A 23,800-nucleotide genomic window follows, 5' to 3' on the forward strand; every position below is an offset into this window, starting at 1 on the left:
CCCTGTTCCCGTCCGCCCCAAAACCAAAGCCCAACTCAACGCCGAAGAACAAGCACTCGAACCCCGCCACCTCACCTGGGACGAACTCATGGCCCTCCCGATACCCACGGACGAGATCCTGCCCTTCTGAACCCTTCTGAACCCTTCTGAACCCTTCTGAACCCGTCTGACCCCTTCTGAACCCTTGTGCGGCATCCGCCGGGCGGCGTAGTTTGACGGTCAACACGGTGCCCAAGGCGGTGCACCCAAGAGCCACTTTTTTCTCATCGGATTTTTTGCATCGGCTTTTTCTTGTCGGGAGTTTTTCTCATCGGGAGGGTGTTATGCACGCCACACAGGGAGATCGAATCGTCATCCGCGGCAGGTCGGTCGGCAGCCCCGACCGGCACGGCGAGATCATCGACGTGCGCGGCGCAGACGGAGGGCCGCCCTACGAGGTGCGCTTCCAGGACGGCCACCGCAGTGTCGTGTTTCCCGGGTCTGACTTCATCGTCGAGCACGCTTCCGCAGACGAGACCGTGTAGGTCGAGCCCGTGTAGGTCTGCTCCCTGCAGTTCGTGCCCTCCCACGCCGCTAAAGTTGGAGGGTCCGCAATAAACAGGGAGTTATACACGTGGCTGACGGCTTTGCGCTTTTCACCGACCGGTCTGTTGTCGCCATGCGCGTCAACGGCGAGCTGAAAGATCTCGCGGCTACCGTCGAGACCACGGATGTCGTGGAGCCGGTCACGATTGATTCTCCCGACGGCCTGAACATTCTGCGACACTCCGCCACTCACGTGCTGGCACAGGCGGTGCAGACGGTCAACCCGGCCGCGCGCCTCGGCATCGGGCCGTTCGTCACGGACGGCTTCTACTATGATTTCGACGTCGCCGATCCGTTCACCCCCGAGGACATCAAGTCGCTCGAGAAGGCGATGGACCGCATCATCCGCCAGGGCCAGCGTTTCGTGCGCCGCGTCGTCACCCACGACGAGGCCCGCGCCGAACTCGCCGCCGAGCCGTACAAGCTCGAACTGATCGGCATCAAGGGCGGCCCCGGCGGTGGCGGCACCGACGCGGCCACTGAAGAAGCCACTGAGGAAGCCAACAACAGCGCGACCGCCGAAGAAGAGTCCGTTGAGGTCGGCGGCGCCGAACTGACCATCTACGACAACGTCGACCCGAAGACGGGGGAGACTGTCTGGAAGGACCTCTGCCGCGGCCCTCACCTGCCCAACACCCGCATGATCGGCAACGGCTTTTCGCTCACCCGCCTGGCCGCCGCCTACTGGCGCGGCTCCGAGAAGAACCCGCAGCTGCAGCGCATCTACGGCACCGCCTGGCCCACCAAGGACGCCCTGCGCGCCTACCAAGCGCGCCAAGAGGAGGCGGCCAAGCGCGACCACCGCAAGCTCGGCGCCGAACTCGACCTGTTTAGCTTCCCCGAAGAAATCGGCTCCGGCCTGCCCGTCTTCCACCCCAAGGGCGGCATCATCCGCCAGGAGATGGAAAACTACTCCCGCCAGCGCCACACCGAAGCCGGCTACGACTTCGTCTATACCCCGCACATCACCAAGTCGACCCTGTTCGAGACCTCCGGCCACCTCGACTGGTACGCCGACGGCATGTTCCCGCCCATGCACCTCGATGAGGAGCGCGACGACTCCGGCCACGTGACCCGCCAGGGCGTCGACTATTACCTCAAGCCGATGAACTGCCCGTTCCACAACCTCATCTTCAAGTCCCGCGGCCGCAGCTACCGCGAGCTTCCGCTGCGCCTGTTCGAGTTCGGCTCGGTCTACCGCTACGAGAAGTCCGGCGTGGTTCACGGCCTTACCCGGGTGCGCGGCATGACCCAGGACGACGCCCACATCTACACGACCAAGGAAGGCATGAAGGAGGAGCTCACGAGCACCCTCAACTTCGTGCTCGACCTACTCGCCGACTACGGCCTGAACGACTACTACCTCGAGCTCTCCACCAAGGACCCGAAAAAGTTCGTCGGCAGCGACGAGGCCTGGGAGGAAGCCACCCAGACCCTGTCTGAGGTCGCCACCGCCTCCGGCCTCGAACTGGTCGCCGACCCGGGCGGAGCCGCGTTCTACGGCCCCAAGATCTCCGTGCAGGCCCGCGACGCCCTCGGCCGCACCTGGCAGATGTCGACCATCCAGCTCGACTTCAACCTGCCCGAGCGTTTCGAGCTCGAATACACCGCCAATGACGGCACCCGCCAGCGCCCGGTCATGATCCACCGCGCGCTGTTCGGGTCCGTCGAGCGGTTCTTCGCCGTGCTCACCGAGCACTATGCCGGGGCGTTCCCGGTCTGGCTGTCCCCGGTTCAGGTCGTCGGCATCCCCGTCTCGGAGCAGTACGGCCCGTTCCTCGACGACATCATCATGCGGCTCAAGAAGGTCGGCGTGCGCGCTGAGGTCGACCACTCCGACGACCGCATGCAGAAGAAGATCCGCACCCACACCAAGGCGAAGGTGCCCTTCCAGCTCATCGTCGGCGAAGAAGACCAGGCCAACAACGCGGTCAGCTTCCGGTTCCGCGACGGCACGCAGGACAACGGCGTGCCGGTGGAGGAGGCCATCCGTCGCATCGTGGAGGCCATCGAGACCCGGGCGCAGGTCGTGACCTCGCCGACCCCGGTCGTCGAGGCTGCCCCGACGGATGCTGCAGCGCCGACGGACGCCGCCGTCGCGCAGGCCGCGCACTAACGTGGTCGACTATCCCACTGACCGGCTGCGCGGTCCCGGCCCCGACGCGGACGGCCTCGTCGTTGACGGCTCGAGCGAGTACGCGGCCGTGCCCGATGCCTTCCAGCGTCTCTGGACCCCGCACCGGATGGCTTACATCCAGGACGGCCAGCAGCCCCACGCCGATGACTGCCCGTTTTGCGTTGCCCCGGCGATGACCGACGAGAAGGCGCTCATTGTGGCGCGGGGCGAGCACGCCTACGTGCTGCTCAACCTGTTCCCGTACAACAGCGGCCACCTGCTCGTCTGCCCCTACCGTCACGTGGCGACGTATGACCAGGCCACGCCCGCGGAGGTCGCCGAAATCGGCGAACTGACGCAGATCGCGATGCGCGTGCTCACCGCGGTCTCCCGCTGTGACGGCTTCAACATCGGCATGAACCAGGGCCGCATCGCTGGCGCCGGCATCGCCGAGCACCTGCACCAGCACATCGTGCCGCGCTGGGCACTCGACTCGAATTTCTTCCCCATCATCGCCGGTACCAAGGCGATTCCGCGGCTGCTCGGCGACGTGCGCGACGATGTCGCCAACGGCTGGCCGTCACGCTGAGCGCAGTAGCTCCTGAACTCCGGGCGCGCCCACCGGCCTCCCGTATCAATACAAAGCAAGGAATAGGATCAAGCATGACTGAAATCACTTCCCCCGAGCAGTTCGGCTCGAGCCGCGTCAAGCGTGGACTCGCCGAAATGCTCAAGGGCGGCGTCATCATGGACGTCGTCACCGCAGCCCAGGCCCGCATTGCCGAAGATGCCGGCGCGGTCGCCGTCATGGCGCTCGAGCGAGTCCCGGCCGACATCCGCTCGCAGGGCGGCGTGGCACGCATGAGCGACCCCGACCTGATCGACAGCATCCGCGCCGAGGTCAACATCCCGGTCATGGCGAAGGCCCGCATCGGTCACTTCGTCGAGGCGCAGATCCTGCAGGCACTCGAGGTGGACTACATCGACGAGTCCGAGGTGCTGAGCCCCGCCGACTACGTCAACCACATCGACAAGTGGAACTTCACCATCCCCTTCGTATGCGGCGCAACCAACCTGGGTGAGGCGCTGCGTCGCATCGTCGAGGGCGCGGCCATGATCCGATCCAAGGGTGAGGCCGGCACCGGCGACGTCTCCGAGGCGACCAAGCACATCCGCACGATCAAGGGTGAGATCGCCCGCCTCTCCTCCCTGGGCAAGGACGAACTCTACGTCGCCGCCAAGGAGCTGCAGGCCCCGTACGAGCTGGTCGCCGAGATCGCCGCAACCGGCAAGCTCCCCGTCGTACTCTTCACCGCCGGGGGAGTGGCCACCCCGGCCGACGCCGCGATGATGATGCAGCTCGGTGCCGACGGAGTCTTCGTCGGATCCGGCATCTTCAAATCGGGCAACCCGGAGCAGCGCGCCGCCGCCATCGTCAAGGCCGTCACTTTCTACGACGACGCCAAGATCATCGCGGATGTCTCGCGGGGCCTCGGCGAAGCGATGGTCGGCATCAACGTGACCGACATCCCGGCACCGCACCGCCTCGCCACCCGCGGCTGGTAGCGCACCCCTCGATGCCTGAGGCCACGCTCGTCGACATGCCCGCGCCCGCTCGTCTGGCAGGGGAGGCCCCCATCGGGGTTCTCGCCCTGCAGGGTGACTTTCGCGAGCATGCCGACGTGTTGCGGGCCCTGGGCGCCGAGGTCGTTCTGGTTCGTCGCCCCGAGGAACTCGCCCTCGTGGGCGGACTCGTCATTCCGGGCGGCGAGTCCAGCGTGATGGACAAGCTGGCGCGCATGTTCGGGCTGTTCGAGCCGCTGAGTGACGCGGTGGCTGCGGGACTGCCGGTCTACGGCACGTGTGCGGGCCTCATCATGCTCGCCGACACGGTTCTCGATGGCATCACCGGGCAGCAGAGCATCGGCGGCCTTGACATCGTCGTGCGTCGTAATGCCTTCGGCTCGCAGGCAGCCAGTTTCGAAACCGAGCTTGACGTGTCCGGGCTGGCCGGCGGCCCGATGCACGCCGCGTTCATTCGTGCCCCGGTCGTCGAGACGGTCGGGCCGGCCGCCACGGCGCTGGCCCGCCTGGCCGATGGCCGCTGTGTTGCCGTCGAGCAGGGCAGTCTGCTCGGCACCTCGTTTCACCCCGAAATCACCGGGGACTACCGGTTTCACGAGTACTTTTTACGCAGGGTGGCTGCCGCCGCCTTTCGTCGCTAACGCCCGGTCCAGCATCCGTCACGTCGTGACCGGATGATGCCGGGCGGTTATGGAAAGAGTCAACGATGACACGCTATATCGCCCTTCTTCGCGGCATCAACGTCAATGGCATCACGATCACCATGACGGACCTGGCCGATACTTTTACCGACCTCGGCTACACCGACGTGAAGACCGTCCTCGCCAGCGGCAACGTGATCTTCAGCATCGACAAGCCCCTCGCCGACCACGACGAGCTCGCCGCGCTCAAGGCGCGCATCGAGGCGGCCCTCACCGCCCGCTTCGACTACGAGGCCTGGATCGTGCTGATCGACCACGAGACCCTCGACCGGGTCGTGCGCGCGTATCCCTTCGATGAGAAGCATGCCGCCTGGCACCCCTACGTGATGTTCTCCTCCGAGCCCGGGCATCTGTCCGAGCTCGCCGGACACGCCCGGGAACTCGACGCCGCCGATGAGCGCGTCGAGCTCGGCCACGGCGTTCTGTACTGGGAGGTCAAGAAGGCCGTCGGCGTCAAGAGCGCCTTCAGCAAGAAGAGCGGCAAGGTCAAATACCGCGCCACCACGACGACCCGCAACCTGCACACGCTGCATACCTTGCTCGAGTGAGCCCCGGGATAGACTTCAACCACTAGAACGACAGCCGTAACAGGCACTGTTCACAGCAGTACGAACGAACACCAGTACGAACGAACACCAGTACCAGCGAGCAGACAACGGGAGAATTATGTCCGGGCATTCCAAATGGGCCACCACGAAGCACCAGAAGGCGGTCACCGACTCTCGGCGCGCCAAGGCCTTCGCCAAGCTCATCAAGAACATCGAAGTTGCCGCCCGCATGGGCGGCGCCGACCTGTCGGGCAACCCGACCCTGGTCGACGCCATCCAGAAGGCGAAGAAGACCTCGGTGCCCAACGACAACATCGACCGTGCCGTCAAGCGCGGCGCCGGGCTGTCAGGCGAGCAGGTCGACTACACGACCATCATGTACGAAGGCTATGCCGCCCACGGCGTGGCCATCATGGTCGAGTGCCTCACCGACAACAAGAACCGCGCGGCGGCCGAAGTGCGCACCACCATGGCCCGCAACGGCGGCACCATGGCCGATCCCGGCAGCGTCGCCTACAACTTCCACCGCAAGGGCGTTGTTGTCGTGGGACAGAGCGGCGGCCTCACGGAGGACGACATCATGCTGGCCGTTCTCGACGCTGGTGCCGAAGAGGTCATCACGGACGACGACACCTTCGAGGTGCACTCCGACGCGGCCGACCTCGTCGCGACCCGAACCGCCCTGCAGGCCGCCGGAATCGACTACAACTCCGCCGATATCGCCTTCATCCCCTCCCTCAAGGTCGAGGTCGACGCCGAGACCGCCCGCAAGGTGTTCCGACTCATCGACGCCCTCGAAGACCTCGACGACGTGCAGAACATCTATAGCAACTACGACGTGACCCCCGAGGTGCAGGCCGAACTCGAAGCCGACTCCGAGTAGGCGGTATGGTTCCGGCAGGCATGGTTCCGGCAGGCGCCGTCCGGTCCGGCGCTGTGCGGGCCGGTGCCGTCCGGGTGCTCGGTATCGACCCGGGCCTCACCCGCTGCGGAGTCGGCGTCGTCGACGTGGCTGGTAATCGCTCAGCCACCCTCGTCGACGTGGCCACCCTGAAAAGTGCGCCCGATCTCCCCCTCGAGGAGCGCCTGCTGCTGCTCAGCCGCGGCATTGAGGACATGCTCGACCGGCACCAGCCGCAATTCGTGGCCATCGAGCGGGTCTTCGCCCAGCACAACGTGCGCACCGTCATGGGCACCGCGCAGATCAGCGGGGTCGCCCTGCTGCTGGCCGCACAGCGCGGCCTGACCGTGACCCTGCACACCCCGAGCGAGGTGAAGGCCGCCATCACCGGCTACGGCGCCGCCGACAAGAAACAGGTCGGCACGATGGTCGCCCGCATCCTCGGCCTGACCGAGATTCCGAAACCGGCTGACTCGGCGGATGCCCTCGCTCTCGCCATCTGCCACGCCTGGCGCACCGGGGCCGCCGGCGGAACCCTGCCCACGAAGGCGTCGATTGCGGCGTCCGGGCCGGCTCCTGCCCTCACCCCGGCCCAGAAAGCCTGGCGCGCGGCTGAGCGGGGAACAGCAGTGTCGGTGGCTCCGCGTAGTCTTAAGCGGTGATTTCTTCCATACGTGGCCCCGTCCTGTCCGCCCTGGGTTCTGTTGTCGTCGTCGAGGTCGGCGGCATCGGATTCTCGGTTCAGGTCACCCCGGCGACGGCGCTCGGCTGCCGTATCGGCGATGAGGTTCGCCTGACGACGACCCTGATCGTGCGCGAGGACTCGCTCACCCTCTACGGCTTCCCCAGCCCGGAAGAACTGCACGTCTTTGAGTTGCTCGTCGGCGTGACCGGTGTCGGCCCCAAATCGGCGCTCGGTGTGCTCGCCGTTTTGGTTCCGCAGCAGATCGCGCAGGCCGTCGCCGATGACGACGACGCGGTCTTTCGCAAGGTCAGCGGCATCGGCCCGAAGACCGCCAAACTGATCGTGCTGTCCCTCGCCGGCAAACTCGCCGTGACGGCGCCCGCCGCGACCGCCCGCACGGCGCCGAACCGTTCGGTCGCTTCGACCGTGCAGGCTGCCCTGATCGGGCTCGGCTGGACGGAGCGGGTCGCCTCGGAGACTGTGGAGGAGACGCTCGCCGACCTCGCGGACGGCGAGCCGGCATCCGTCGCCGCAGTGCTGCGCCTCGCCCTCGGCCGCTTGGGCCCGGCACAGCACGTTTCCAGTCCGCACCAGTCAAGCCCGGGACGCCCCGAATGACTGATCCGGGTGTTGAAATCACAAACCCGAGCCTCGAGAGCGAGGGTGAGCTCGCGTTCGAGGGGGCGCTGCGCCCCCGCAGCCTGGCCGAATTCGTCGGCCAGCAGAAGGTGCGGGGCCAGCTGCAGTTGCTCCTCACTGCGGCCACGATGCAGAACCGCACGCCCGATCACATCCTGCTCGCCGGCCCGCCCGGCCTCGGCAAGACCACCCTGGCCATGATCATCGCCTATGAGGGCGACCGGCCCCTGCGCATGGCGAGCGGTCCGGCCATCCAGCACGCCGGCGACCTGGCCGCCGTGCTGTCCTCTCTCGTTCCGGGTGAGGTGCTCTTCATCGACGAAATCCACCGCATGGCCCGCTCCGCGGAGGAGATGCTGTATCTCGCCATGGAGGACTTCCGCATCGACATCATGGTGGGCAAGGGCGCCGGAGCGACATCCGTACCCCTTGATCTGGCACCGTTCACGCTGGTCGGGGCCACGACGCGCTCCGGAATGCTGCCCAACCCGCTCAGAGACCGCTTCGGCTTTACCGCCAACCTCGAGTTTTACGCCGAGAACGAACTCGAACTCGTGCTGAAGCGCGCCGCCGTGCTCATCGGCCTGCCGATCGGCCAGCGGGCCCTCGCCGAAATAGCCGGGCGGTGCCGCGGCACACCGCGCATCGCGAACCGGCTGCTGCGGCGGGTGCGTGACTACGCCCTGGTGCACGGCGGTGAGGCTGACATCGCGGCCGTACATGCCGCCCTCGAGCTCTACGACGTGGATGAGATCGGGCTGGACCGTCTCGACCGAGAGGTGATGCGCATCGTGCTGACCCGGTTCGGGGGAGGTCCGGTCGGCTTGAATACCCTGGCCGTGTCCGTCGGTGAGGAGTCCGAGACCATCGAAGCGGTCGTCGAACCCTTCCTGGTGCGGATAGGCTTCCTCACACGCACGCCCCGCGGGCGGGTCGCAACCCCCGCAGCGTGGCGGCATTTCGGACTCAGTTCAACGGGGGGTATGACCACTCAGGGTGGGCTGCCCCTCGATGACCTATAATTCAAGCTGGTTCGTACCGAATGCGGGTTCAGACAGAGCCCGCAACACAGGCTTCGGCGCTGCGTTTGTGAAGCATCGCCGCAATGGGAAGGTTTTTTAGTTTTATGGATCCGTTGACTCTCGTCATGCTTGCCGTTCTGGCGATGCTGGTGTTCTTCATGTTCCGCAACGGCCGCAAGCGCAAGAAGGACCAGGAGGCCCTGCAGGCCACCATGGTGCCCGGCGCCGACGTCATGACCAACTTCGGTCTCTACGGCACGATCGTGTCGATTGACGAAGAGGCCAACAAGGTCGCCCTGCAGATCGCGCCCGGCACGATCGTGGAGATCCACCGCCAGACGATCGCACGCGTAGTCGACCCGATCGTGGAGACCGACGACGACGTCGAGGCCGAGGGCGTCGAGACGCTCGTCGTGCCCGAGCCGGCCGACTTCGGCAGCGAGCCGGAGTTCGGTCAGCGCCGCGATGGTGACGACGAGAAACCCAAAAAGAGCGACGCGTAACCTCGTACTGCTATAAACGTACGAACGATAGACAAACGTACGCGCCGTCGGTATCAACGACCGTCGGCTAAGCGGGTCTGCGCCGATTGGCGCGGACCCTGGCCTGTGTGAACGGGCCGGCATGCACTGAATAGAAAGCTGAGTTCATAGGTGGCTAAGTCGTCCCCGGGCAGAAAAGCCTGGCGTTCCCTGACCTGGCTCGGTGTCATCATCGTCGCCCTCATTGGATTCAACGCCGTCGGCGTGGCTACCGGTGGCGGATCGTGGACACCAGCGTTGGCCCTCGACCTCGAAGGTGGCACCCAGATCATTCTGGAGCCGCTCGTCGAAGAGGGCGACACCGTATCGAGCGAACAGCTCAGCCAGGCCGTGTCGATCATCCGCCAGCGGATCGACTCGTCCGGCGTCTCCGAATCCGAGATCACCACCCAGGGCGGACAGAACATCGTCGTGTCGATCCCGGGAACCCCGGACGACGAGACGATCAACCGCATCGAGTCCTCCGCCAAGCTTGAATTCCGGCCGGTCCTCGTTGCCTCAGCGCCGTCGAGCGCGACCGTCGGTGAAGACGGCGTGTCCACGCCCGCACCGACAAGCGTCGACCCGAACCTGTCGACGACACCCGAGGTCGAACCCACCGACGCCAGCGACCTGAACTACATCACTCCCGCTCTGGCCGCCCAGTTCGAAGCCTTCGACTGCGACGCCATCGACTCCAGCAACGTCGCTCCGGCCGACGACCCACTCATCACGTGCGAGGCCGACGGTTCGATCAAATACATCCTCGGACCGGTCGAAGTCAGCGGCGAGACCATCACCGACGCCACCAACGGCACCGGAACCACACAGAGTGGTGCCAGCACGGGCGAGTGGCTCGTCAACATTGAATTCAGCAGCCAGGGCGGCGAGGAATTCCAGGCCATCTCCAGCCGGCTGATTGCGCTCACGTCTCCGCAGAACCAGTTCGCGGTCGTGCTCGACGGTCAGGTCATCACGGCTCCCGCGGTTCAGGGCGTCACCAACAAGCCCCAGATCAGCGGAAACTTCACCCAGGAATCGTCGAAGACGCTCGCCGACCAGCTCAAGTTCGGCGCTCTTCCGATCAGCTTCACCGTGCAGAGCCAGGACACGATCTCGGCCACGCTCGGTGAGACGCAGCTTCGGAACGGACTGATCGCCGGTCTCATCGGACTCGCGCTCGTCGTGCTCTACTCCCTGGCGCAGTACCGTCTGCTGGGGCTGGTCACCGTTGCGTCCCTCGTGGTCGCCGGCGTCATCACCTACTTCCTGATCACGCTCTTGTCGTGGCGGGAGGGCTACCGACTCTCCCTCGCCGGGGTGGCGGGCCTGATCGTGGCGATCGGTATCACCGCCGACTCCTTCATCGTCTACTTCGAACGGGTTCGGGACGAACTGCGCGACGGGCGCGGACTCGAGTCTGCCGTCGAGGCGGGCTGGAGACGTGCCCTCCGCACCATCATCGCCTCCGACGTCGTCAACTTCCTCGCCGCTGCGGTGCTCTTCGTGCTCGCCGTCGGCAACGTTCGCGGTTTCGCGCTCACCCTGGGCCTCACGACGGTCGTCGACCTGCTCGTGGTGAGCCTGTTCACCCACCCGATGCTGCAGCTCGTCGCCAAGACGAAGTACTTCCGGGAAGGTCATTCCCTCAGCGGCCTCGACCCGCGCGCCCTGGGCGCCGTATACCGGGGGCGCGCGAAATTCGTGCCCTCGGCATCCGTCGCACCGAGCAAAGCGGCCTCGTCGAGCAAGGAAGCCGCGAAACGGCAGACCATCGCCGAGCGCAAGGCCGCCGAACTCGTGGGTAGCAGCAGCGGCACGGGAACCACAGCGACCAACACCACGGATCGATCGAACGACGGGAAGGATTCCTGATGGCCAGCTTCTCGCAGTTCGGAAATGACCTCTACACGGGCAAGCGCTCGATCAACATCGTCAACCGGCGCAAGCTCTGGTATCTCATCGCCGGGGCCATGATCCTCATAGCCGTGCTCGGGCCGTTCGCCCGCGGTGGGTTCGTCTTCGGCATCGAGTTCACCGGTGGCAGCGAGTTCGTCGTCACCGAGGTTGCGGACTCGAACCAGGACGCCGCAGCCGCGGCGGTTGAGAGCATCGTTCCGGAGTCGGTGCCCAAGATTTCGTCCGTCGGCGAGAGCGAAATCCGGATCCAGACCGACCAGCTGACCAGCGACGACACCCGCGCGGTGCGCAACGCCCTCGCCGCGGCCTACGACGTTCCGCAGTCCGAAGTCGCGGCCTCGTTCATCGGGCCGTCGTGGGGTGCTGACATCACCGGCCAGGCGATCCGCGCCCTGATCGTGTTCCTCGTACTCGCCGGAATCGTCATGGCCGTCTACTTCCGCACCTGGAAGATGAGCGCCGCGGCCATGGTCGCGTTGCTGCACGACCTCGTCATCACCGCCGGGTTCTATGGCATCACCGGTTTCGAGATCACTCCGGCGGCCGTGATCGGCTTCCTGACGATCCTCGGCTATTCGCTCTACGACACGGTGGTGGTCTTCGACAAGATCCGTGAAAATACGATGGAGGACGGCTCCGAATCGCGGCGTACGTTCGCCGAGTCCGTCAACCTGGCGGTCAACCAGACCCTGGTGCGTTCGATCAACACCTCGGTCGTGGCCGCCCTGCCGGTGGCATCGATCCTGGTCATCGGCGCCTTCGTCCTGGGTGCGGGAACGCTGCGGGACATTTCGCTCGCCCTGCTGATCGGTATCCTCGTCGGCACCTACTCGACGATCTTCATCGCGGCGCCGTTCTACTCGCAGCTGCGCACCCGTGAGCCCGAAATCCAGAGGCGCGACAAGCGGGCCACTGCGGCCCGTGAGCAGGCCGAAGCGGTCACGGCCAAGGCCGACAAGGCCAGCGCCAATGTGACGGCCTGAACCGCCCTGCACCGGCGGCGTGCGAGAAACAGGCATAATGAGGGAACGGCAGTACCTGCCACACGGTTCCTGTCACACAGCACATGCCACGGAACGCGGGCCCGCCAGGGGAATGAGGTGAAGCGATGACGGACACGACGACACCATCATCTGCCTCGCTGCGCCGGCTCGTGCCCCGCATCTTCTCGCGCGCACAGCCGGCCGGTGCCGTCGACACCCTCATCAAGACGGTGCGATTGCACCACCCGAAGGTGGACCTGTCGATCATCGAGCGGGCCTACGCGGTCGCGGAACGCGCCCATGAGGGGCAGATGCGCCGCAGCGGCGAACCGTACATCACGCATCCGGTCGCCGTGGCCCAGATCCTGGCAGACCTCGGCATCGGCACCAAGACCGTGTCGGCAGCACTGCTGCACGACACGGTCGAGGACACCGACTACACCCTGGATCAGTTGCGGGCCGATTTCGGCGATGAGATCGCCATGCTCGTCGACGGCGTCACCAAGCTCGACAAGGTCAAGTACGGCGATTCAACGCAGGCCGAGACCGTGCGCAAGATGATCGTCGCGATGTCGAAGGACATCCGGGTTCTGATCATCAAGCTCGCCGACCGACTGCACAACGCGCGCACCTGGGGCTTCGTGCCCAACGAATCGGCCGTGCGCAAGGCTACCGAGACCCTCGAGATCTACGCGCCACTCGCGCACCGCCTCGGCATCCAGACCATCAAGTGGGAACTCGAAGACCTCTCCTTCGCGGTGCTCTACCCCAAGCTGTACGCTGAAATCGAAAGCCTCGTCAAGCAGCGCACCCCTCAGCGCGAAGAATTCGTGCAGAACATCATTGACACCATCAATGAAGATCTGAAGGCGTCGCGCATCCGGGGCAAGGTGGCCGGTCGGCCCAAGCAGTACTACTCGATCTACCAGAAGATGGTTGTACGCGGCCGCGAGTTCGACGAGATCTACGACCTCGTCGGCATCCGCGTGCTGGTCAACTCGGTGCGCGACTGCTACGCCGTACTCGGGTCCATCCATGCCCGCTGGACGCCGCTTCCGGGCCGGTTCAAGGACTACATCGCCACCCCCAAGTTCAACCTGTACCAGTCCCTGCACACGACCGTGATGGGCCCCAAGGGGCGCCCGGTCGAAATTCAGATTCGCACCCAGGAGATGCACCAGCGCGCCGAATTCGGTGTCGCCGCGCACTGGAAGTACAAGGAACAGGTCAACGGCAAGAGCGCCGGCGGCCCCGGCCCGCAGAGCGACACGGATATGGCGTGGCTGGCCCACATCAGTGACTGGCAGGCCGAGACGGCCGATCCGGGGGAGTTCCTCGACTCGCTGCGCTACGAGATCGGCGCCAAAGAGGTCTACGTCTTCACCCCCAAGGGCCGTGTCATCGGGCTGCCGACCGGGGCGACCCCGGTGGACTTCGCCTATGCGGTGCACACCGAGGTCGGGCACCGCACCATGGGATCCAAGGTCAACGGTCGGCTCGTGCCCCTGGAGAGCACCCTCACCACCGGTGACGTCGTCGAGGTCTTCACCTCGAAGAATCCGGATTCCGGGCCCAGCAAGGACTGGCTCAACTTCGTGCGGAGCCCCCGGGCACGCAACAAGATTCGCCAGTGGTTCACCAAGGAACGCCGCGACGAGGCCATCGAGCAGGGCCGGGATGCGATCGCTCGCGCCATGCGCAAGCAGAACCTCCCGCTTCAGAAGCTCATGAACCAGGACTCCTTCGCCGAGGTCGCCGCGCTGCTGCGCTACGAGGACGTCTCGGCGCTCTATGCCGCCGTCGGCGAAGGCCACGTATCGACGCAGTCGGTGCTGGAGAAGGTCGTCGCGTCGCTGCAGAGCATCGAGGAGAGCGACAGCACCGACCTGCCCGTCGCGCCGCGCGGCCACAACCAGACCCTGCGGCACAGTGACTCCGGCGTGCTCGTGCGCGGCGCACCCGATATCCTCGTCAAGCTCGCACGCTGTTGCACTCCCGTACCCGGGGACAAGATCGTGGGGTTCATCACCCGCGGCTCCGGAGTGTCGGTGCACCAGGCGTCCTGCCACAACGTGGCATCGCTGCTCAAGGAACCCGAACGCATGATCGACGTCGAATGGGCGCCCACCTCGAAGAGCCTCTTTCTGGTGCACATCCAGATTGAGGCGCTCGACCGGTCCGGGCTGCTGTCCGACGTGACGCGCGTGCTCTCCGAACACCACGTCAACATCCTCTCCGCCACGGTCAATACGTCCAGCGACCGGCTGGCGCTCAGCCGCTTCGTCTTCGAGATGGGCGACGCGACGCACCTCGACCGCATCCTCAACGCCGTGCGGCGCATCGACACCGTCTACGACGTCTACCGCGTCAGCGACGGCTAGGCTGGGCGGCCTCGAGGAGGCCGAACCGGCACTGGGGTAGCAACAGGTCAGGGTGCCCGGTCGAGGAGCTGCTGCACGGCTGCAAACCGTGCGGCAGCTCGCTCACCGACGGGTGAGTGGGCAGGCACGCAGCGGGCGATAGCCGCATGGGTGTCGCCGTATCCGCTGTAGCGCAGGAGATCCGCCAGCAGTGCGACGAGGCCGAGCTCGTGTCGCCCGTCGACGAGGTCACCGCGGCTGAGGGCCAGGTCGACCGCGGTGCGCAACGGAGTCGTCACCGGCACTCCGCCGATGTCGACAGTGTCGGCGAAAGGGTCGCGTACTTCGCGGACCCGCACGCGGACGGACGGCTGGACGTGTTTGCGGGCACGGCTGTCGAGGCGCAACTCGTGTCTGGCCGGTTCGGGAGTGAGACCGTAGATCCAGGCCGCGGTCGCGCGCTCAGCCGCGACTGCGACCGAGACGAGCATGCTCGTGGCACGTGCTCGTGTGATGGGGCCGTCATTCTCGTCGACGAGGCACCAGAAGTCGCCGAGCGGGTATACTTCGCCGTCGAGGCGCGCACCGCACAGCGCGGCGATGGGCAGGTCCGTAGCCGACAAAATGGACGGGAGCCGGGTGTTCGCGGGTGGGGGAGTCATGCGCACACCTTGGCACCGCGTCAACAACACGAGGTCATTCTCGGAAATCTGTGGACAGATGCCGAGAATGACCTCGTGGGGATAACTGCTGTGTTTTGTCTCGCTACAGGCCGATGGCCTTGAGCCACGCCTTACGAGCCTCGAGGGCCTCGGTGGCTTCCGTGATGGCTGCCGGGTCGTTGCCTGACTGCGCGACGGCCAGTTCGGCTTCGAGCTTTTCGATGGCCTCATAGAGCTGGCCGGCGAGGCCCTCGGTGCGTGCCTTGGTCTCGGGGTTGTTGCGAATCCAGTGGTCGTCGTCGAGCTTACGCACGGCGGCTTCGACCTTGCGCAGGCGCTCGTCGACGGTCTTGACCTGGTCACGCGGCACCTTGCCGATGGCGTCCCACTTGCGCTGGATGACCGTGAGCGTGTCGCGGGCCTTGGTGCGGTCGGTCGCCGTGAGCAGTGTCTCGGCCTCCGTCAGGAGTTCGAGCTTGAGCACCAGGTTGCCGGCGTACTCCTCGTCGTCAACGGCGTCGACTTCGGACTTGGCGGAGTAGAGAACGTCGCCGGCGGCCTTGAACTTGGCCCACATCGCGTCGTCCTGCTTCTTGCCGCTGCGGCCCGCGAGCTTCCATTCCTCGAGCAGGTTGCGGTAGACGGGAATGCCGTCGGCGCCCTTGGCCGCGAGGTTCTCGGCCTGCTCGATGAGGTGCTGCTTGCGGGTGCGCACATCCTTGTGGGCGCTGTCCAGCTCGGCGAAGAACGCCTTGCGGTTCTGCTCGATGATGGTGCGTGCGGCCCGGAATCGCTTCCACAGGTCGTTCGCCTCGCCCTTGGGGATGCGCGGGGCGTCGTGCTGGTGTGCCTGCCATTTGGCGAAGAGCGCGTCGAGCGCGGCGCTGGTCTGCTTCCACTGCGTCTTGGCGGGGTCTTCGGCGGCGAGGCGTTCGGCCTCTTCGACGATCGCGGCGCGTTCGGCGACGGCAGCGGACGCCGCGGCCTTCGCTTCGATGCCCTGCTGCTCGGTAAGCTCGCTCACGGCACCACCGAGGGCGCCGAGACGGGTGACGAGTGCGGCGAGGTTGCCGACGGCGTTGGCCGTCGCGACCGTCGCGCTAAGATTGGCGACCGCCTTGGCGACGTCGGCGGCGGGGGCGCCGCCCTTGGCGCGCTGTTCGAGCAGGGTGACCTGGCCGTTCAACTCGTTGTACTTACGCTCGAAGTAGGCCAGTGCTTCTTCCGGAGTTGCGTCCGGATACTGTCCAACGGCGCGTTCGCCCGACGCCTCGCGCACGAATACCGTGCCGGTTTCGTCTACGCGACCCCATGGTTGCTGATCTGTCGTAGTCAAGAGCCTCACCTTGCTGTTCTCGTTTGTGTGCCCCTGAGAGGGCTAATACCCGCTCAAGCCTATTGCAAGCCTGCGCGCGGATTATCGGTTTTCGTGGATTTTCGAGCGGCGCCGATTGTTGAAGAGCGCTGCGGTAAGGCTACTGGACGGAAAAAGCCGTGATGGTCGTCTCGACGGCGGGTGTGGAAGATCCGTCGACGGTGCCCGCATCGATGATCCCCGCCTTCAGCTCATCGAGGCCACTCGTCACGCGTCCCATCACCGTGTACGCACCGGCGTCGTCGGATTGGATCGTGGTGTCTTCATAGACGATGAAGAACTGGCTGCCCATGCTGGCGCCATCGCCGCCGACTCGGGCCATGGCGAGTGTGCCCGCGGGATAGAAGTTGTCTGCGGGGCCATTTTCAATCGGCCCGTAGGCGTAGCCGGGGCCGCCCTCTCCCGTGCCGTCGGGGTCACCGCACTGGAGCACGAAGATGCCCTCCGTCGTGAGACGGTGACAGATGATCCCGTCGTAGAAGCCGTCCTGGGCCAGGGTGATCGTCGAGGCGACCGCCTGCGGGGCACGCGCGCCGTCGAGTTCGAGACCGAGGGGGATGTCGTTCAGGGTCAGCGTGCCGGTCCAGGTGCGGTTCTCGGCCACGTCGGGCGAGGGCAGCGTGCGGGCCTCGTCGGTGGCGGCATCCGTCGGCGTGTCACTCGCGGTATCGGTGGTTGCAGGGGTGCCCGGGCCGCCGGAGAAGTAGAACACCTGGGCACTGACGAGCAGCACGAGAACGACGACGAGGCCGGCGCCGGCCACCAGGTTGTCCCGCTTGCGGCGTTTCACCTGGGTGTCATGCACGGCGCGACGCGCCTGGTAGCCGCGTACCCGCCCGCGTTCCTCGCGTGCTTCACGCTCCGGCTTGTAGTTCTGTGCCAACTTGAATCCTCCTGGGCCACGCGGACCGGCCACATGCCGCGACCTCGTTGAACTCTACGCACAAAGTACGCTGGGGGAATGTCGGATGCTCAACCGGGTCTGCGCACGGGCGCAACCCCCCTCGCCGTGCGGATGCGCCCCACCACCCTCGATGAGGTCGCCGGCCAACGGCACCTGCTCACGCCCGGTTCACCCCTGGTCAGCCTCGCGAGTGACAAGACGGGGGAGCGCGGTTCGGTCTCGGTCATCCTCTGGGGGCCGCCCGGCACCGGTAAGACAACGCTCGCCCAGGCGATCGCGCACAGCTCCGGGCGTCGTTTCGTCGAGCTGTCCGCCGTGTCCGCCGGCGTGCGCGACGTGCGACAGGTCATGGAAGAGGCACGCACCAGCCGCGACCTCTACGGCCTGTCCACAGTTCTCTTTCTCGATGAGATTCACCGCTTCTCGAAGGCGCAGCAGGATGCCCTTCTGCCCGGGGTCGAAAACGGGGTCATTATTCTTGTGGCAGCGACGACGGAGAACCCGTCGTTCTCGGTGATCTCCCCGCTGTTGTCCCGCTCCTTGCTGCTGACCCTCGAAACCTTGAGTGACGACGACCTCGGCGTGGTCGTCGACCGTGCCGTGACGGATGCTCGCGGGCTCGATGACAAATTCGACCTCGACCCGGAGGCCCGCTCGGCGATCATTCGGCTGGCGTCGGGGGATGCCCGGCGGGCCCTGACCGCGCTGGAGGCGGCATCCGTCTCCGCGGCGACGACCATCGCGCCGGGGGAGACGGGCAAGCCCCTCATCACCACTGAGATCGTGGCCCTCGCGGTGGACCGGGCCCTGCTGCGCTACGACCGCAACGGCGACGAGCACTACGACGTGATCAGCGCCTTCATCAAATCGGTGCGCGGCTCCGACGTTGACGCGGCCCTGCACTATCTGGCGCGCATGATCGAGGCCGGCGAGGACCCGCGTTTCATCTGTCGTCGTATCATCGTGCTCGCCTCGGAGGACATCGGCATGGCCGACCCGCAGTCGCTCGTGATCGCGATGGCCGCCGCCGATGCCGTGCAGATGATCGGCATGCCCGAGGGGCGCATACCGATGGCGCAGGCCGTCGTGCACCTCGCGACGGCGCCGAAGTCCAACGCGGCGTATATGGCGCTCGACGCGGCGATCGCGGACGTCAGGGCGGGTAAGGCTGGGCGGGTGCCCAAGCACCTGCGTGACGCCCACTATCCCGGGGCCAAGCGTCTCGGCCACGGCAAGGGCTACCAGTACCCGCACAACGATCCGATCGGCGTCGTGACGCAGCAGTACCCGCCGGACGAGATCAAGTCCGTGCGGTACTACGTGCCCACCGAGCACGGGTATGAGCGTGAAGTGTCGGCGCGGCTGGCCAAGATCATGCGGATCGTGCGCGGCCGCGATTAGTCGGATGCGACGAGGCGGTCCCGGCGGCTGTCCCGGTGGCTGTCCTGTGTTAGTCTGATCCTCGCCTACAACTGGTTTCGGCATGCGGCTGCGTCCGTCACCAGCTTGGAGGGGAAAAGCCCTGTAGCCGGGCGTCCCGTGGCACCCAATCCTCTGATCTCCCATGACGTACAGCCTGCGCACTGCACATCAGTGACCTGCGCGGCACACGCCCTGGTATCCCTGTTTGAGTCCCATTGAAAGGAAACCGTGTCTACAAAGTCACGTACCCGCAGTAAAACTCGTCTGTCCCGTGCTCTGGGCATTGCCCTGACCCCGAAGGCAGCTCGCTTCCTCGAGAAGCGCCCCTACGCACCGGGCGAGCACGGTCGCACCAAGCGCAAGACCGACTCGGACTATGCCGTTCGTCTTCGCGAGAAGCAGCGCTTACGCGCCCAGTACGGCATCCGCGAAGCTCAGCTCAAGATTGCCTTCGAGCAGGCTCGTCGTCGTCAGGGACTGACCGGTGAAAACCTCGTTGAGATCCTCGAGACCCGTCTCGATGCTCTCCTCGTTCGTTCCGCGATCGCCCGCACCACCGCCCAGGCGCGTCAGATGGTGACCCACCGTCACATCCTCGTTGACGGAGAACTCGTCGACCGCCCGTCCTACCGCCTCAAGCCGGGCCAGCTCATTCACGTGAAGGCTCGCAGTGAGGGCATGGAGCCGTTCCAGGTTGCCGCCGCCGGCGGACACGTGGACCTGCTCCCGAAGCTTCCCCCGTACCTCGAGGTTGAGCTCGACAAGCTTCAGGCGCGCCTCGTGCGCTCCCCGAAGCGCATCGAGATCCCCGTGACGTGTGAAGTTCAGCTCGTCGTTGAGTACTACGCAGCTCGCTAGAACGCAGCACTGAAGTACAGTAAGGGCGGATTACCTTCGGGTGATCCGCCCTTTTTGCTTCCCAACGTCGAAGGAATGGTCAGTCATGTCAGGTGGAGATATTGCCGGCCTCATCGCTGCCGGAGTGTTCGCGGTGCTCGTTGCGATCCTCGCCGTGCCCCTCGTCAAGCTGGGCCGGGTGTTCGATGAGACGACCCACGCCATCCGCGACCTGAGTGAGAACGTCACGCCGCTCATCGCTGAGTCGACGACGACGCTGAAGCAGACCAACGAGCAGATCGCACGGCTCGACACGATCACGAGCAATGTCGCGGATGTCACGGGGAACGTGTCCGCGCTGGTGGCCCTGTTCTCCGCAACGGTGGGCGGACCCCTCATCAAGCTCGCCGGTTTCTCGGCCGGAGTTCGAGCCGCATTCCGCACTGTTGTTCCGGCCGCCGAGCCGTCCGCAGAGCGCACCCCCCGGCGGCGTCGTCGCTAGACCGATACGCTGGTCGTGTACCAATTACCTCTGGGAGCATTGAAATGAAGAAGTTCGTCTGGCTGGTTGTTGGCGTTGCCGTGGGATTTGTCGTCGCCCACGAGGTCAATCAGACCAAGCAGGGCAAGCAGTTCTTCAGCGACCTCGACGTCAAGGCCCGCGAATTCGGTGAAGCCATCTCCGACGGCTATCGCCAGCGCGAGGCCGAGCTGCGCGATGCGATCGCCGAAGACGCGCCGGACCGGTGAGCTTCGCCGACCGCTAGCGGCATCCTCCCGCCACCCCGTTCGAGCTCGGCTCGACGGCGCCGCGGGGGCACAATTTTTCATGCACCTTTCACGTATCACCGAATAAACGGACCCCATGCAGACTGCTGATATTCGCGGGCGTTGGCTCGACTTTTTCGCCGAACGCGGCCACACCGTCGTTCCCTCGGCCTCGCTCGTCAGCGATGACCCCACTTTGTTGTTCACGGTCGCCGGCATGGTCCCGTTCGTCCCGTACCTGACCGGCCTGGTTCCGGCACCGTACAAGCGCGCCACGAGCGTGCAGAAGTGCATCCGTACCAACGACATCGAAGAGGTCGGCAAGACGCCGCGGCACGGCACGTTCTTCCAGATGAACGGCAACTTCTCCTTCGGGGACTACTTCAAGCAGGAGGCCATCGGCTTCGCCTGGGAACTGTTGACGACCCCCGAAAACCAGGGTGGGTACGGATTCCGCGAGAGTGACCTGTGGGTCACCATCTACCTCGATGACGACGAAGCATTCCGCTACTGGCGCGCGATCGGCGTTCCCGAGAACCGCATCCAGCGCCTCGGCATGGAGAGCAACTACTGGTCCACCGGCCAGCCCGGCCCGGCCGGTCCCTGCTCGGAGATCTTCTTCGACCGTGGCCCCGCCTATGGCGCCGACGGCGGCCCCGCCACCGACGACGACCGCTACGTCGAAATCTGGAACCTCGTCTTCATGCAGTACCTGCGCGGTGAGAGCACCGGCAAGAGCGATTTCAAGATTCTTGGCGACCTGCCGAGCAAGAACATCGATACCGGCATGGGCCTGGAACGCGTCGCCTTCCTGAAGCAGGGCGTCGAGAACATGTATGAGATCGACCAGGTGCGACCCGTGCTTGACCGCGCAGCCGCTCTGTCCGGCCGTCGCTACGGCGCCGACCATGACGACGACGTGCGGATGCGCATCGTCGCCGACCATGTGCGTTCCTCGCTCATGCTGATGAGCGACGGCGTCATGCCGTCCAATGAGGGCCGCGGCTACATCCTGCGGCGTCTGCTGCGCCGCTCGGTGCGGGCCATGCGCCTGCTCGGCGTCGACGCGGCCACCCTGCCGGAGCTCCTGCCGGCCAGCCGCGACGCCATGGCAGCCTCGTACCCCGAGGTCGCCGCCGACTACGGTCGCATCAGCCAGGCCGCGTACGCGGAGGAAGAGACCTTCCTGCGCACCCTCGCGAGCGGCAGCAGCGTGCTCGACCTCGCGGTCGCGAAGACCAAGTCCGAGCAGAAAACCGAACTGCCCGGCAATACCGCATTCCTTCTGCACGACACCTACGGGTTCCCGATCGAGATCACGCTGGAAATGGCCGAAGAGGCCGGTCTCAGCGTGAACCGCGAGGCCTTCGACACCCTGATGAGCAAACAGCGCGCCATGGCCAAGGCCGACGCGAAGTCCAAGAAGACCCTGCTGGCCGACCTGTCGGTGTACGCCGCGTTCCGGGCCGCCGGCGAGACGGTCTTCACGGGATATGAGCAGTTGAACTCCGAGTCGGCCATCCTCGGCCTCATCGTGGACGGTGTGTCGGTCAACCGAGCGGTGGCCGGCGATATCGCCGAGGTCATCCTCGCGGAAACGTCCCTCTACGCCGAGTCCGGCGGCCAGGAAGCCGACGCGGGCCTGATCGTCGGCGCCGGCTACGAACTCGAAGTGCTCGATGTGCAGAAGCCCGTCAAGGGACTCATCAGCCACAAGGTGCAGGTGCGCAGCGGCGAGGTCGGCGTGGGGGAGCGTGCCACGAGCGTCGTTGATCCCGACTGGCGGCGCGGTGCCCGCCAGGCGCATTCCGGAACCCACATCCTGCACGCGGCCCTGCGTCAGGTACTCGGACCGAACGCCCACCAGTCCGGCTCCTACAACAAGGCCGGATTCTTTCGCCTCGACTTCTCGTGGAACCAGGCGCTGTCGCCGGCCACCCGCAGCGAGATCGAAGAGATCTCCAACAACGCCATCCGCGATAACCTGCAGGTCACCACGCGCGAACTGCCCCTGGCCGAGGCGAAGTCCCTCGGGGCGATGGCGCTGTTCGGCGAGAAGTACGGCGACGTCGTTCGGGTCGTCGACATCGGCGGCCCCTGGTCCCGCGAACTCTGTGCGGGCACCCACGTCGCCTCGAGCGCCGAGATCGGCATGATCAACCTGGTGAGTGAAGCATCCGTCGGCTCCGCCAACCGCCGAGTCGAATCCCTCGTGGGCCTCGAAGCCTTCCGCGACCTCGCCGTCGAGCGTGCGATCGTGTCCCAGCTGACCGCGAATCTGAAGACCCCGCGCGAACAGCTGCCGGAACGAATCGGCGACCTGCTCGCCAACCTGAAGGCCGCCGAGAAGAAGATCGCCGCCTTCGAGGCCCGCGCCCTGACCGATCGTGTTCCCGCACTCCTCGCCACCGTGCAGCGCGCCGGGGAAGTCGCGGTTGTCGCCGTCGACCTCGGCGTCATCGCCAGCGCTGACGACGTGCGCATGCTCGTCACCGCGACCCGCGAACGCCTCGGCAGCGAGCCCTCGATTGTCGCCCTGGCCGCAACTGTCGCCGACAAGCCCGTCGTCATCGTGGCGACGAACGCCGCGGCCCGTGCCGCGGGCCACCGCGCCGGAGCCCTGGCGAAGGAACTGTCGGGCATCCTCGGCGGCGGCGGCGGCGGCAAGGACGACCTCGCGCAGGGCGGCGGCACCGACGTGGCCGCCATCCCCACGGCGCTGCAGGCCGTTATCGCGGCCGTCAGCCGCTAGGCGTGGCCTCCGAGACGAGCCCGTCCGACGACGCCGGCCGCGGCCTGCGGTCCGGCGTGCGCGTGGGGGTCGACGTGGGCACCGTGCGCATCGGCGTCGCCCGCAGCGACAACCACGCCATGCTCGCGACGCCCGTGGAGACCGTACCCCGCGACAAGGGCGGCACGGCCGACCTGGCCCGCCTGGGCGCGATCGTCACGGAGCTCGGCGCGATGGAGGTCATTGTGGGACTCCCGCTGGCCCTGTCGGGCAATCACACGGCGTCGACGGATGACGCGGTGCACTTTGCCGAGGCCCTCGCGCTCACCGTGGCCGTGCCGGTGCGCCTCGTCGATGAGCGCCTGTCCACGGTGTCGGCCCAGGCCGCCCTGCGCTCCTCGGGCCGGTCGACGCGAACGCAACGTCCAGTGGTCGATCAGGTGGCCGCAACTATAATTTTGCAACACGCGCTCGACTCTGAGCGTGCCACGGGCAAGCCAGCCGGCTCGCCCGTGCACCCGACCGAGAGGCCGTAG

The 23,800-nt window shown here is 66.0% G+C and carries 23 protein-coding genes; 20 read left to right on the plus strand and 3 right to left on the minus strand.

The annotated features are described in order from the left end of the window. Window positions 1-323 precede the first annotated feature (323 nt). From D6T64_RS06495 to D6T64_RS06560, 14 genes are all read left to right on the plus strand, one after another. The gene (locus D6T64_RS06495) at window positions 324-524 is read left to right on the plus strand and encodes a DUF1918 domain-containing protein (protein WP_119973351.1); all 201 of its coding nucleotides are present in this window, start codon (window positions 324-326) and stop codon (window positions 522-524) included. 134 nt (window positions 525-658) lie between these two features. After that, window positions 659-2,701, plus strand: coding sequence for a threonine--tRNA ligase (gene thrS / locus D6T64_RS06500; RefSeq protein ID WP_233550881.1), 2,043 nt, complete (start codon window positions 659-661; stop codon window positions 2,699-2,701). Between the two features lie 25 nt (window positions 2,702-2,726). Next, entirely contained in the window at window positions 2,727-3,290 is a 564-nt protein-coding gene (locus D6T64_RS06505) for an HIT family protein (RefSeq protein ID WP_377012448.1), read from the plus strand. Window positions 3,291-3,364: 74 nt separating this feature from the next. Then, window positions 3,365-4,267: a pyridoxal 5'-phosphate synthase lyase subunit PdxS gene (gene pdxS / locus D6T64_RS06510; protein ID WP_119973358.1), complete on the plus strand. Its 903-nt coding sequence runs from the start codon at window positions 3,365-3,367 to the stop codon at window positions 4,265-4,267. An 11-nt stretch (window positions 4,268-4,278) separates the two neighbouring features. After that, window positions 4,279-4,926: a pyridoxal 5'-phosphate synthase glutaminase subunit PdxT gene (pdxT, locus tag D6T64_RS06515; protein WP_199719086.1), complete on the plus strand. Its 648-nt coding sequence runs from the start codon at window positions 4,279-4,281 to the stop codon at window positions 4,924-4,926. A gap of 65 nt (window positions 4,927-4,991) precedes the next feature. Continuing rightward, window positions 4,992-5,534, plus strand: coding sequence for a DUF1697 domain-containing protein (locus tag D6T64_RS06520; protein WP_119973360.1), 543 nt, complete (start codon window positions 4,992-4,994; stop codon window positions 5,532-5,534). A 118-nt stretch (window positions 5,535-5,652) separates the two neighbouring features. Then, complete coding sequence (locus D6T64_RS06525) at window positions 5,653-6,417, plus strand: YebC/PmpR family DNA-binding transcriptional regulator (protein WP_119973363.1); 765 nt, start codon at window positions 5,653-5,655, stop codon at window positions 6,415-6,417. Window positions 6,418-6,437: 20 nt separating this feature from the next. Further along, window positions 6,438-7,097 (plus strand): crossover junction endodeoxyribonuclease RuvC, encoded by a 660-nt coding sequence (ruvC, locus tag D6T64_RS06530; RefSeq protein ID WP_119973365.1) that lies wholly within the window; start codon window positions 6,438-6,440, stop codon window positions 7,095-7,097. Then, entirely contained in the window at window positions 7,094-7,738 is a 645-nt protein-coding gene (gene ruvA, locus D6T64_RS06535; protein WP_119973367.1) for a Holliday junction branch migration protein RuvA, read from the plus strand. The genes ruvC and ruvA overlap by 4 nt, the downstream gene beginning before the upstream one ends. Continuing rightward, window positions 7,735-8,781 (plus strand): Holliday junction branch migration DNA helicase RuvB, encoded by a 1,047-nt coding sequence (gene ruvB / locus D6T64_RS06540; RefSeq protein WP_119973370.1) that lies wholly within the window; start codon window positions 7,735-7,737, stop codon window positions 8,779-8,781. The genes ruvA and ruvB overlap by 4 nt, the downstream gene beginning before the upstream one ends. Window positions 8,782-8,885: 104 nt before the next feature. After that, window positions 8,886-9,284, plus strand: a complete 399-nt coding sequence (gene yajC / locus D6T64_RS06545; RefSeq protein ID WP_119973372.1) for a preprotein translocase subunit YajC — start codon at window positions 8,886-8,888, stop codon at window positions 9,282-9,284. 150 nt (window positions 9,285-9,434) lie between these two features. After that, on the plus strand, window positions 9,435-11,177 hold the full coding sequence (secD, locus tag D6T64_RS06550; RefSeq protein ID WP_119973375.1) for a protein translocase subunit SecD: 1,743 nt from the start codon (window positions 9,435-9,437) through the stop codon (window positions 11,175-11,177). Continuing rightward, entirely contained in the window at window positions 11,177-12,205 is a 1,029-nt protein-coding gene (secF, locus tag D6T64_RS06555; protein ID WP_119973377.1) for a protein translocase subunit SecF, read from the plus strand. The genes secD and secF overlap by 1 nt, the downstream gene beginning before the upstream one ends. Window positions 12,206-12,330: 125 nt before the next feature. Further along, complete coding sequence (locus D6T64_RS06560) at window positions 12,331-14,586, plus strand: RelA/SpoT family protein (protein WP_119973380.1); 2,256 nt, start codon at window positions 12,331-12,333, stop codon at window positions 14,584-14,586. Between the two features lie 47 nt (window positions 14,587-14,633). On the opposite strand, the gene D6T64_RS06565 is transcribed toward D6T64_RS06560, so the two are convergent. The 3 genes from D6T64_RS06565 to D6T64_RS06575 form a co-directional block, all read right to left on the minus strand. Next, a complete protein-coding gene (locus tag D6T64_RS06565; protein WP_147364497.1) occupies window positions 14,634-15,227 on the minus strand; it encodes a type IV toxin-antitoxin system AbiEi family antitoxin in 594 nt (197 codons plus the stop codon). Window positions 15,228-15,330: 103 nt separating this feature from the next. Further along, complete coding sequence (locus D6T64_RS06570; RefSeq protein ID WP_119973385.1) at window positions 15,331-16,563, minus strand: DUF349 domain-containing protein; 1,233 nt, start codon at window positions 16,561-16,563, stop codon at window positions 15,331-15,333. A 139-nt stretch (window positions 16,564-16,702) separates the two neighbouring features. Further along, window positions 16,703-17,485, minus strand: coding sequence for a peptidylprolyl isomerase (locus tag D6T64_RS06575; RefSeq protein WP_119973387.1), 783 nt, complete (start codon window positions 17,483-17,485; stop codon window positions 16,703-16,705). Between the two features lie 78 nt (window positions 17,486-17,563). Here D6T64_RS06575 and D6T64_RS06580 point away from each other — a divergent pair, with 78 nt between their 5' ends. The 6 genes from D6T64_RS06580 to ruvX all read left to right on the plus strand — a co-directional run bounded on the left by D6T64_RS06580 (window position 17,564) and on the right by ruvX (window position 23,800). Then, a complete protein-coding gene (locus tag D6T64_RS06580) occupies window positions 17,564-18,907 on the plus strand; it encodes a replication-associated recombination protein A (protein ID WP_119973389.1) in 1,344 nt (447 codons plus the stop codon). Between the two features lie 249 nt (window positions 18,908-19,156). Further along, window positions 19,157-19,786 carry a 30S ribosomal protein S4 gene (gene rpsD, locus D6T64_RS06585; RefSeq protein WP_119973391.1) on the plus strand — a complete coding sequence of 210 codons (630 nt, stop codon included), beginning with the start codon at window positions 19,157-19,159 and terminating at the stop codon, window positions 19,784-19,786. Window positions 19,787-19,871: 85 nt separating this feature from the next. Beyond that, complete coding sequence (locus D6T64_RS06590; RefSeq protein ID WP_119973393.1) at window positions 19,872-20,267, plus strand: DUF948 domain-containing protein; 396 nt, start codon at window positions 19,872-19,874, stop codon at window positions 20,265-20,267. A gap of 44 nt (window positions 20,268-20,311) precedes the next feature. Beyond that, the gene (locus tag D6T64_RS06595) at window positions 20,312-20,515 is read left to right on the plus strand and encodes a hypothetical protein (protein WP_119973396.1); all 204 of its coding nucleotides are present in this window, start codon (window positions 20,312-20,314) and stop codon (window positions 20,513-20,515) included. Window positions 20,516-20,630: 115 nt separating this feature from the next. Further along, window positions 20,631-23,285: an alanine--tRNA ligase gene (gene alaS / locus D6T64_RS06600; RefSeq protein WP_119973399.1), complete on the plus strand. Its 2,655-nt coding sequence runs from the start codon at window positions 20,631-20,633 to the stop codon at window positions 23,283-23,285. A gap of 44 nt (window positions 23,286-23,329) precedes the next feature. Then, window positions 23,330-23,800 carry a Holliday junction resolvase RuvX gene (gene ruvX / locus D6T64_RS06605; RefSeq protein ID WP_119973464.1) on the plus strand — a complete coding sequence of 157 codons (471 nt, stop codon included), beginning with the start codon at window positions 23,330-23,332 and terminating at the stop codon, window positions 23,798-23,800.

Origin of the sequence: Cryobacterium melibiosiphilum, assembly GCF_003602235.1 — a bacterium.
GTDB classification, from domain to species: Bacteria; Actinomycetota; Actinomycetes; order Actinomycetales; family Microbacteriaceae; genus Cryobacterium; species Cryobacterium melibiosiphilum.

What these genes read in the sequence shown, in the direction of transcription:
- D6T64_RS06495 (WP_119973351.1), top strand. Translation starts at nt 324, where the DNA reads ATGCACGCCACACAGGGAGATCGAATCGTCATCCGCGGCAGGTCGGTC.
- thrS (WP_233550881.1), top strand. Translation starts at nt 659, where the DNA reads ATGCGCGTCAACGGCGAGCTGAAAGATCTCGCGGCTACCGTCGAGACC.
- pdxS (WP_119973358.1), top strand. Translation starts at nt 3,365, where the DNA reads ATGACTGAAATCACTTCCCCCGAGCAGTTCGGCTCGAGCCGCGTCAAG.
- pdxT (WP_199719086.1), top strand. Translation starts at nt 4,279, where the DNA reads ATGCCTGAGGCCACGCTCGTCGACATGCCCGCGCCCGCTCGTCTGGCA.
- D6T64_RS06520 (WP_119973360.1), top strand. Translation starts at nt 4,992, where the DNA reads ATGACACGCTATATCGCCCTTCTTCGCGGCATCAACGTCAATGGCATC.
- D6T64_RS06525 (WP_119973363.1), top strand. Translation starts at nt 5,653, where the DNA reads ATGTCCGGGCATTCCAAATGGGCCACCACGAAGCACCAGAAGGCGGTC.
- ruvC (WP_119973365.1), top strand. Translation starts at nt 6,438, where the DNA reads ATGGTTCCGGCAGGCGCCGTCCGGTCCGGCGCTGTGCGGGCCGGTGCC.
- ruvB (WP_119973370.1), top strand. Translation starts at nt 7,735, where the DNA reads ATGACTGATCCGGGTGTTGAAATCACAAACCCGAGCCTCGAGAGCGAG.
- yajC (WP_119973372.1), top strand. Translation starts at nt 8,886, where the DNA reads ATGGATCCGTTGACTCTCGTCATGCTTGCCGTTCTGGCGATGCTGGTG.
- secF (WP_119973377.1), top strand. Translation starts at nt 11,177, where the DNA reads ATGGCCAGCTTCTCGCAGTTCGGAAATGACCTCTACACGGGCAAGCGC.
- D6T64_RS06560 (WP_119973380.1), top strand. Translation starts at nt 12,331, where the DNA reads ATGACGGACACGACGACACCATCATCTGCCTCGCTGCGCCGGCTCGTG.
- D6T64_RS06565 (WP_147364497.1), bottom strand. Translation starts at nt 15,227, where the DNA reads ATGACTCCCCCACCCGCGAACACCCGGCTCCCGTCCATTTTGTCGGCT.
- D6T64_RS06580 (WP_119973389.1), top strand. Translation starts at nt 17,564, where the DNA reads ATGTCGGATGCTCAACCGGGTCTGCGCACGGGCGCAACCCCCCTCGCC.
- D6T64_RS06590 (WP_119973393.1), top strand. Translation starts at nt 19,872, where the DNA reads ATGTCAGGTGGAGATATTGCCGGCCTCATCGCTGCCGGAGTGTTCGCG.
- D6T64_RS06595 (WP_119973396.1), top strand. Translation starts at nt 20,312, where the DNA reads ATGAAGAAGTTCGTCTGGCTGGTTGTTGGCGTTGCCGTGGGATTTGTC.
- alaS (WP_119973399.1), top strand. Translation starts at nt 20,631, where the DNA reads ATGCAGACTGCTGATATTCGCGGGCGTTGGCTCGACTTTTTCGCCGAA.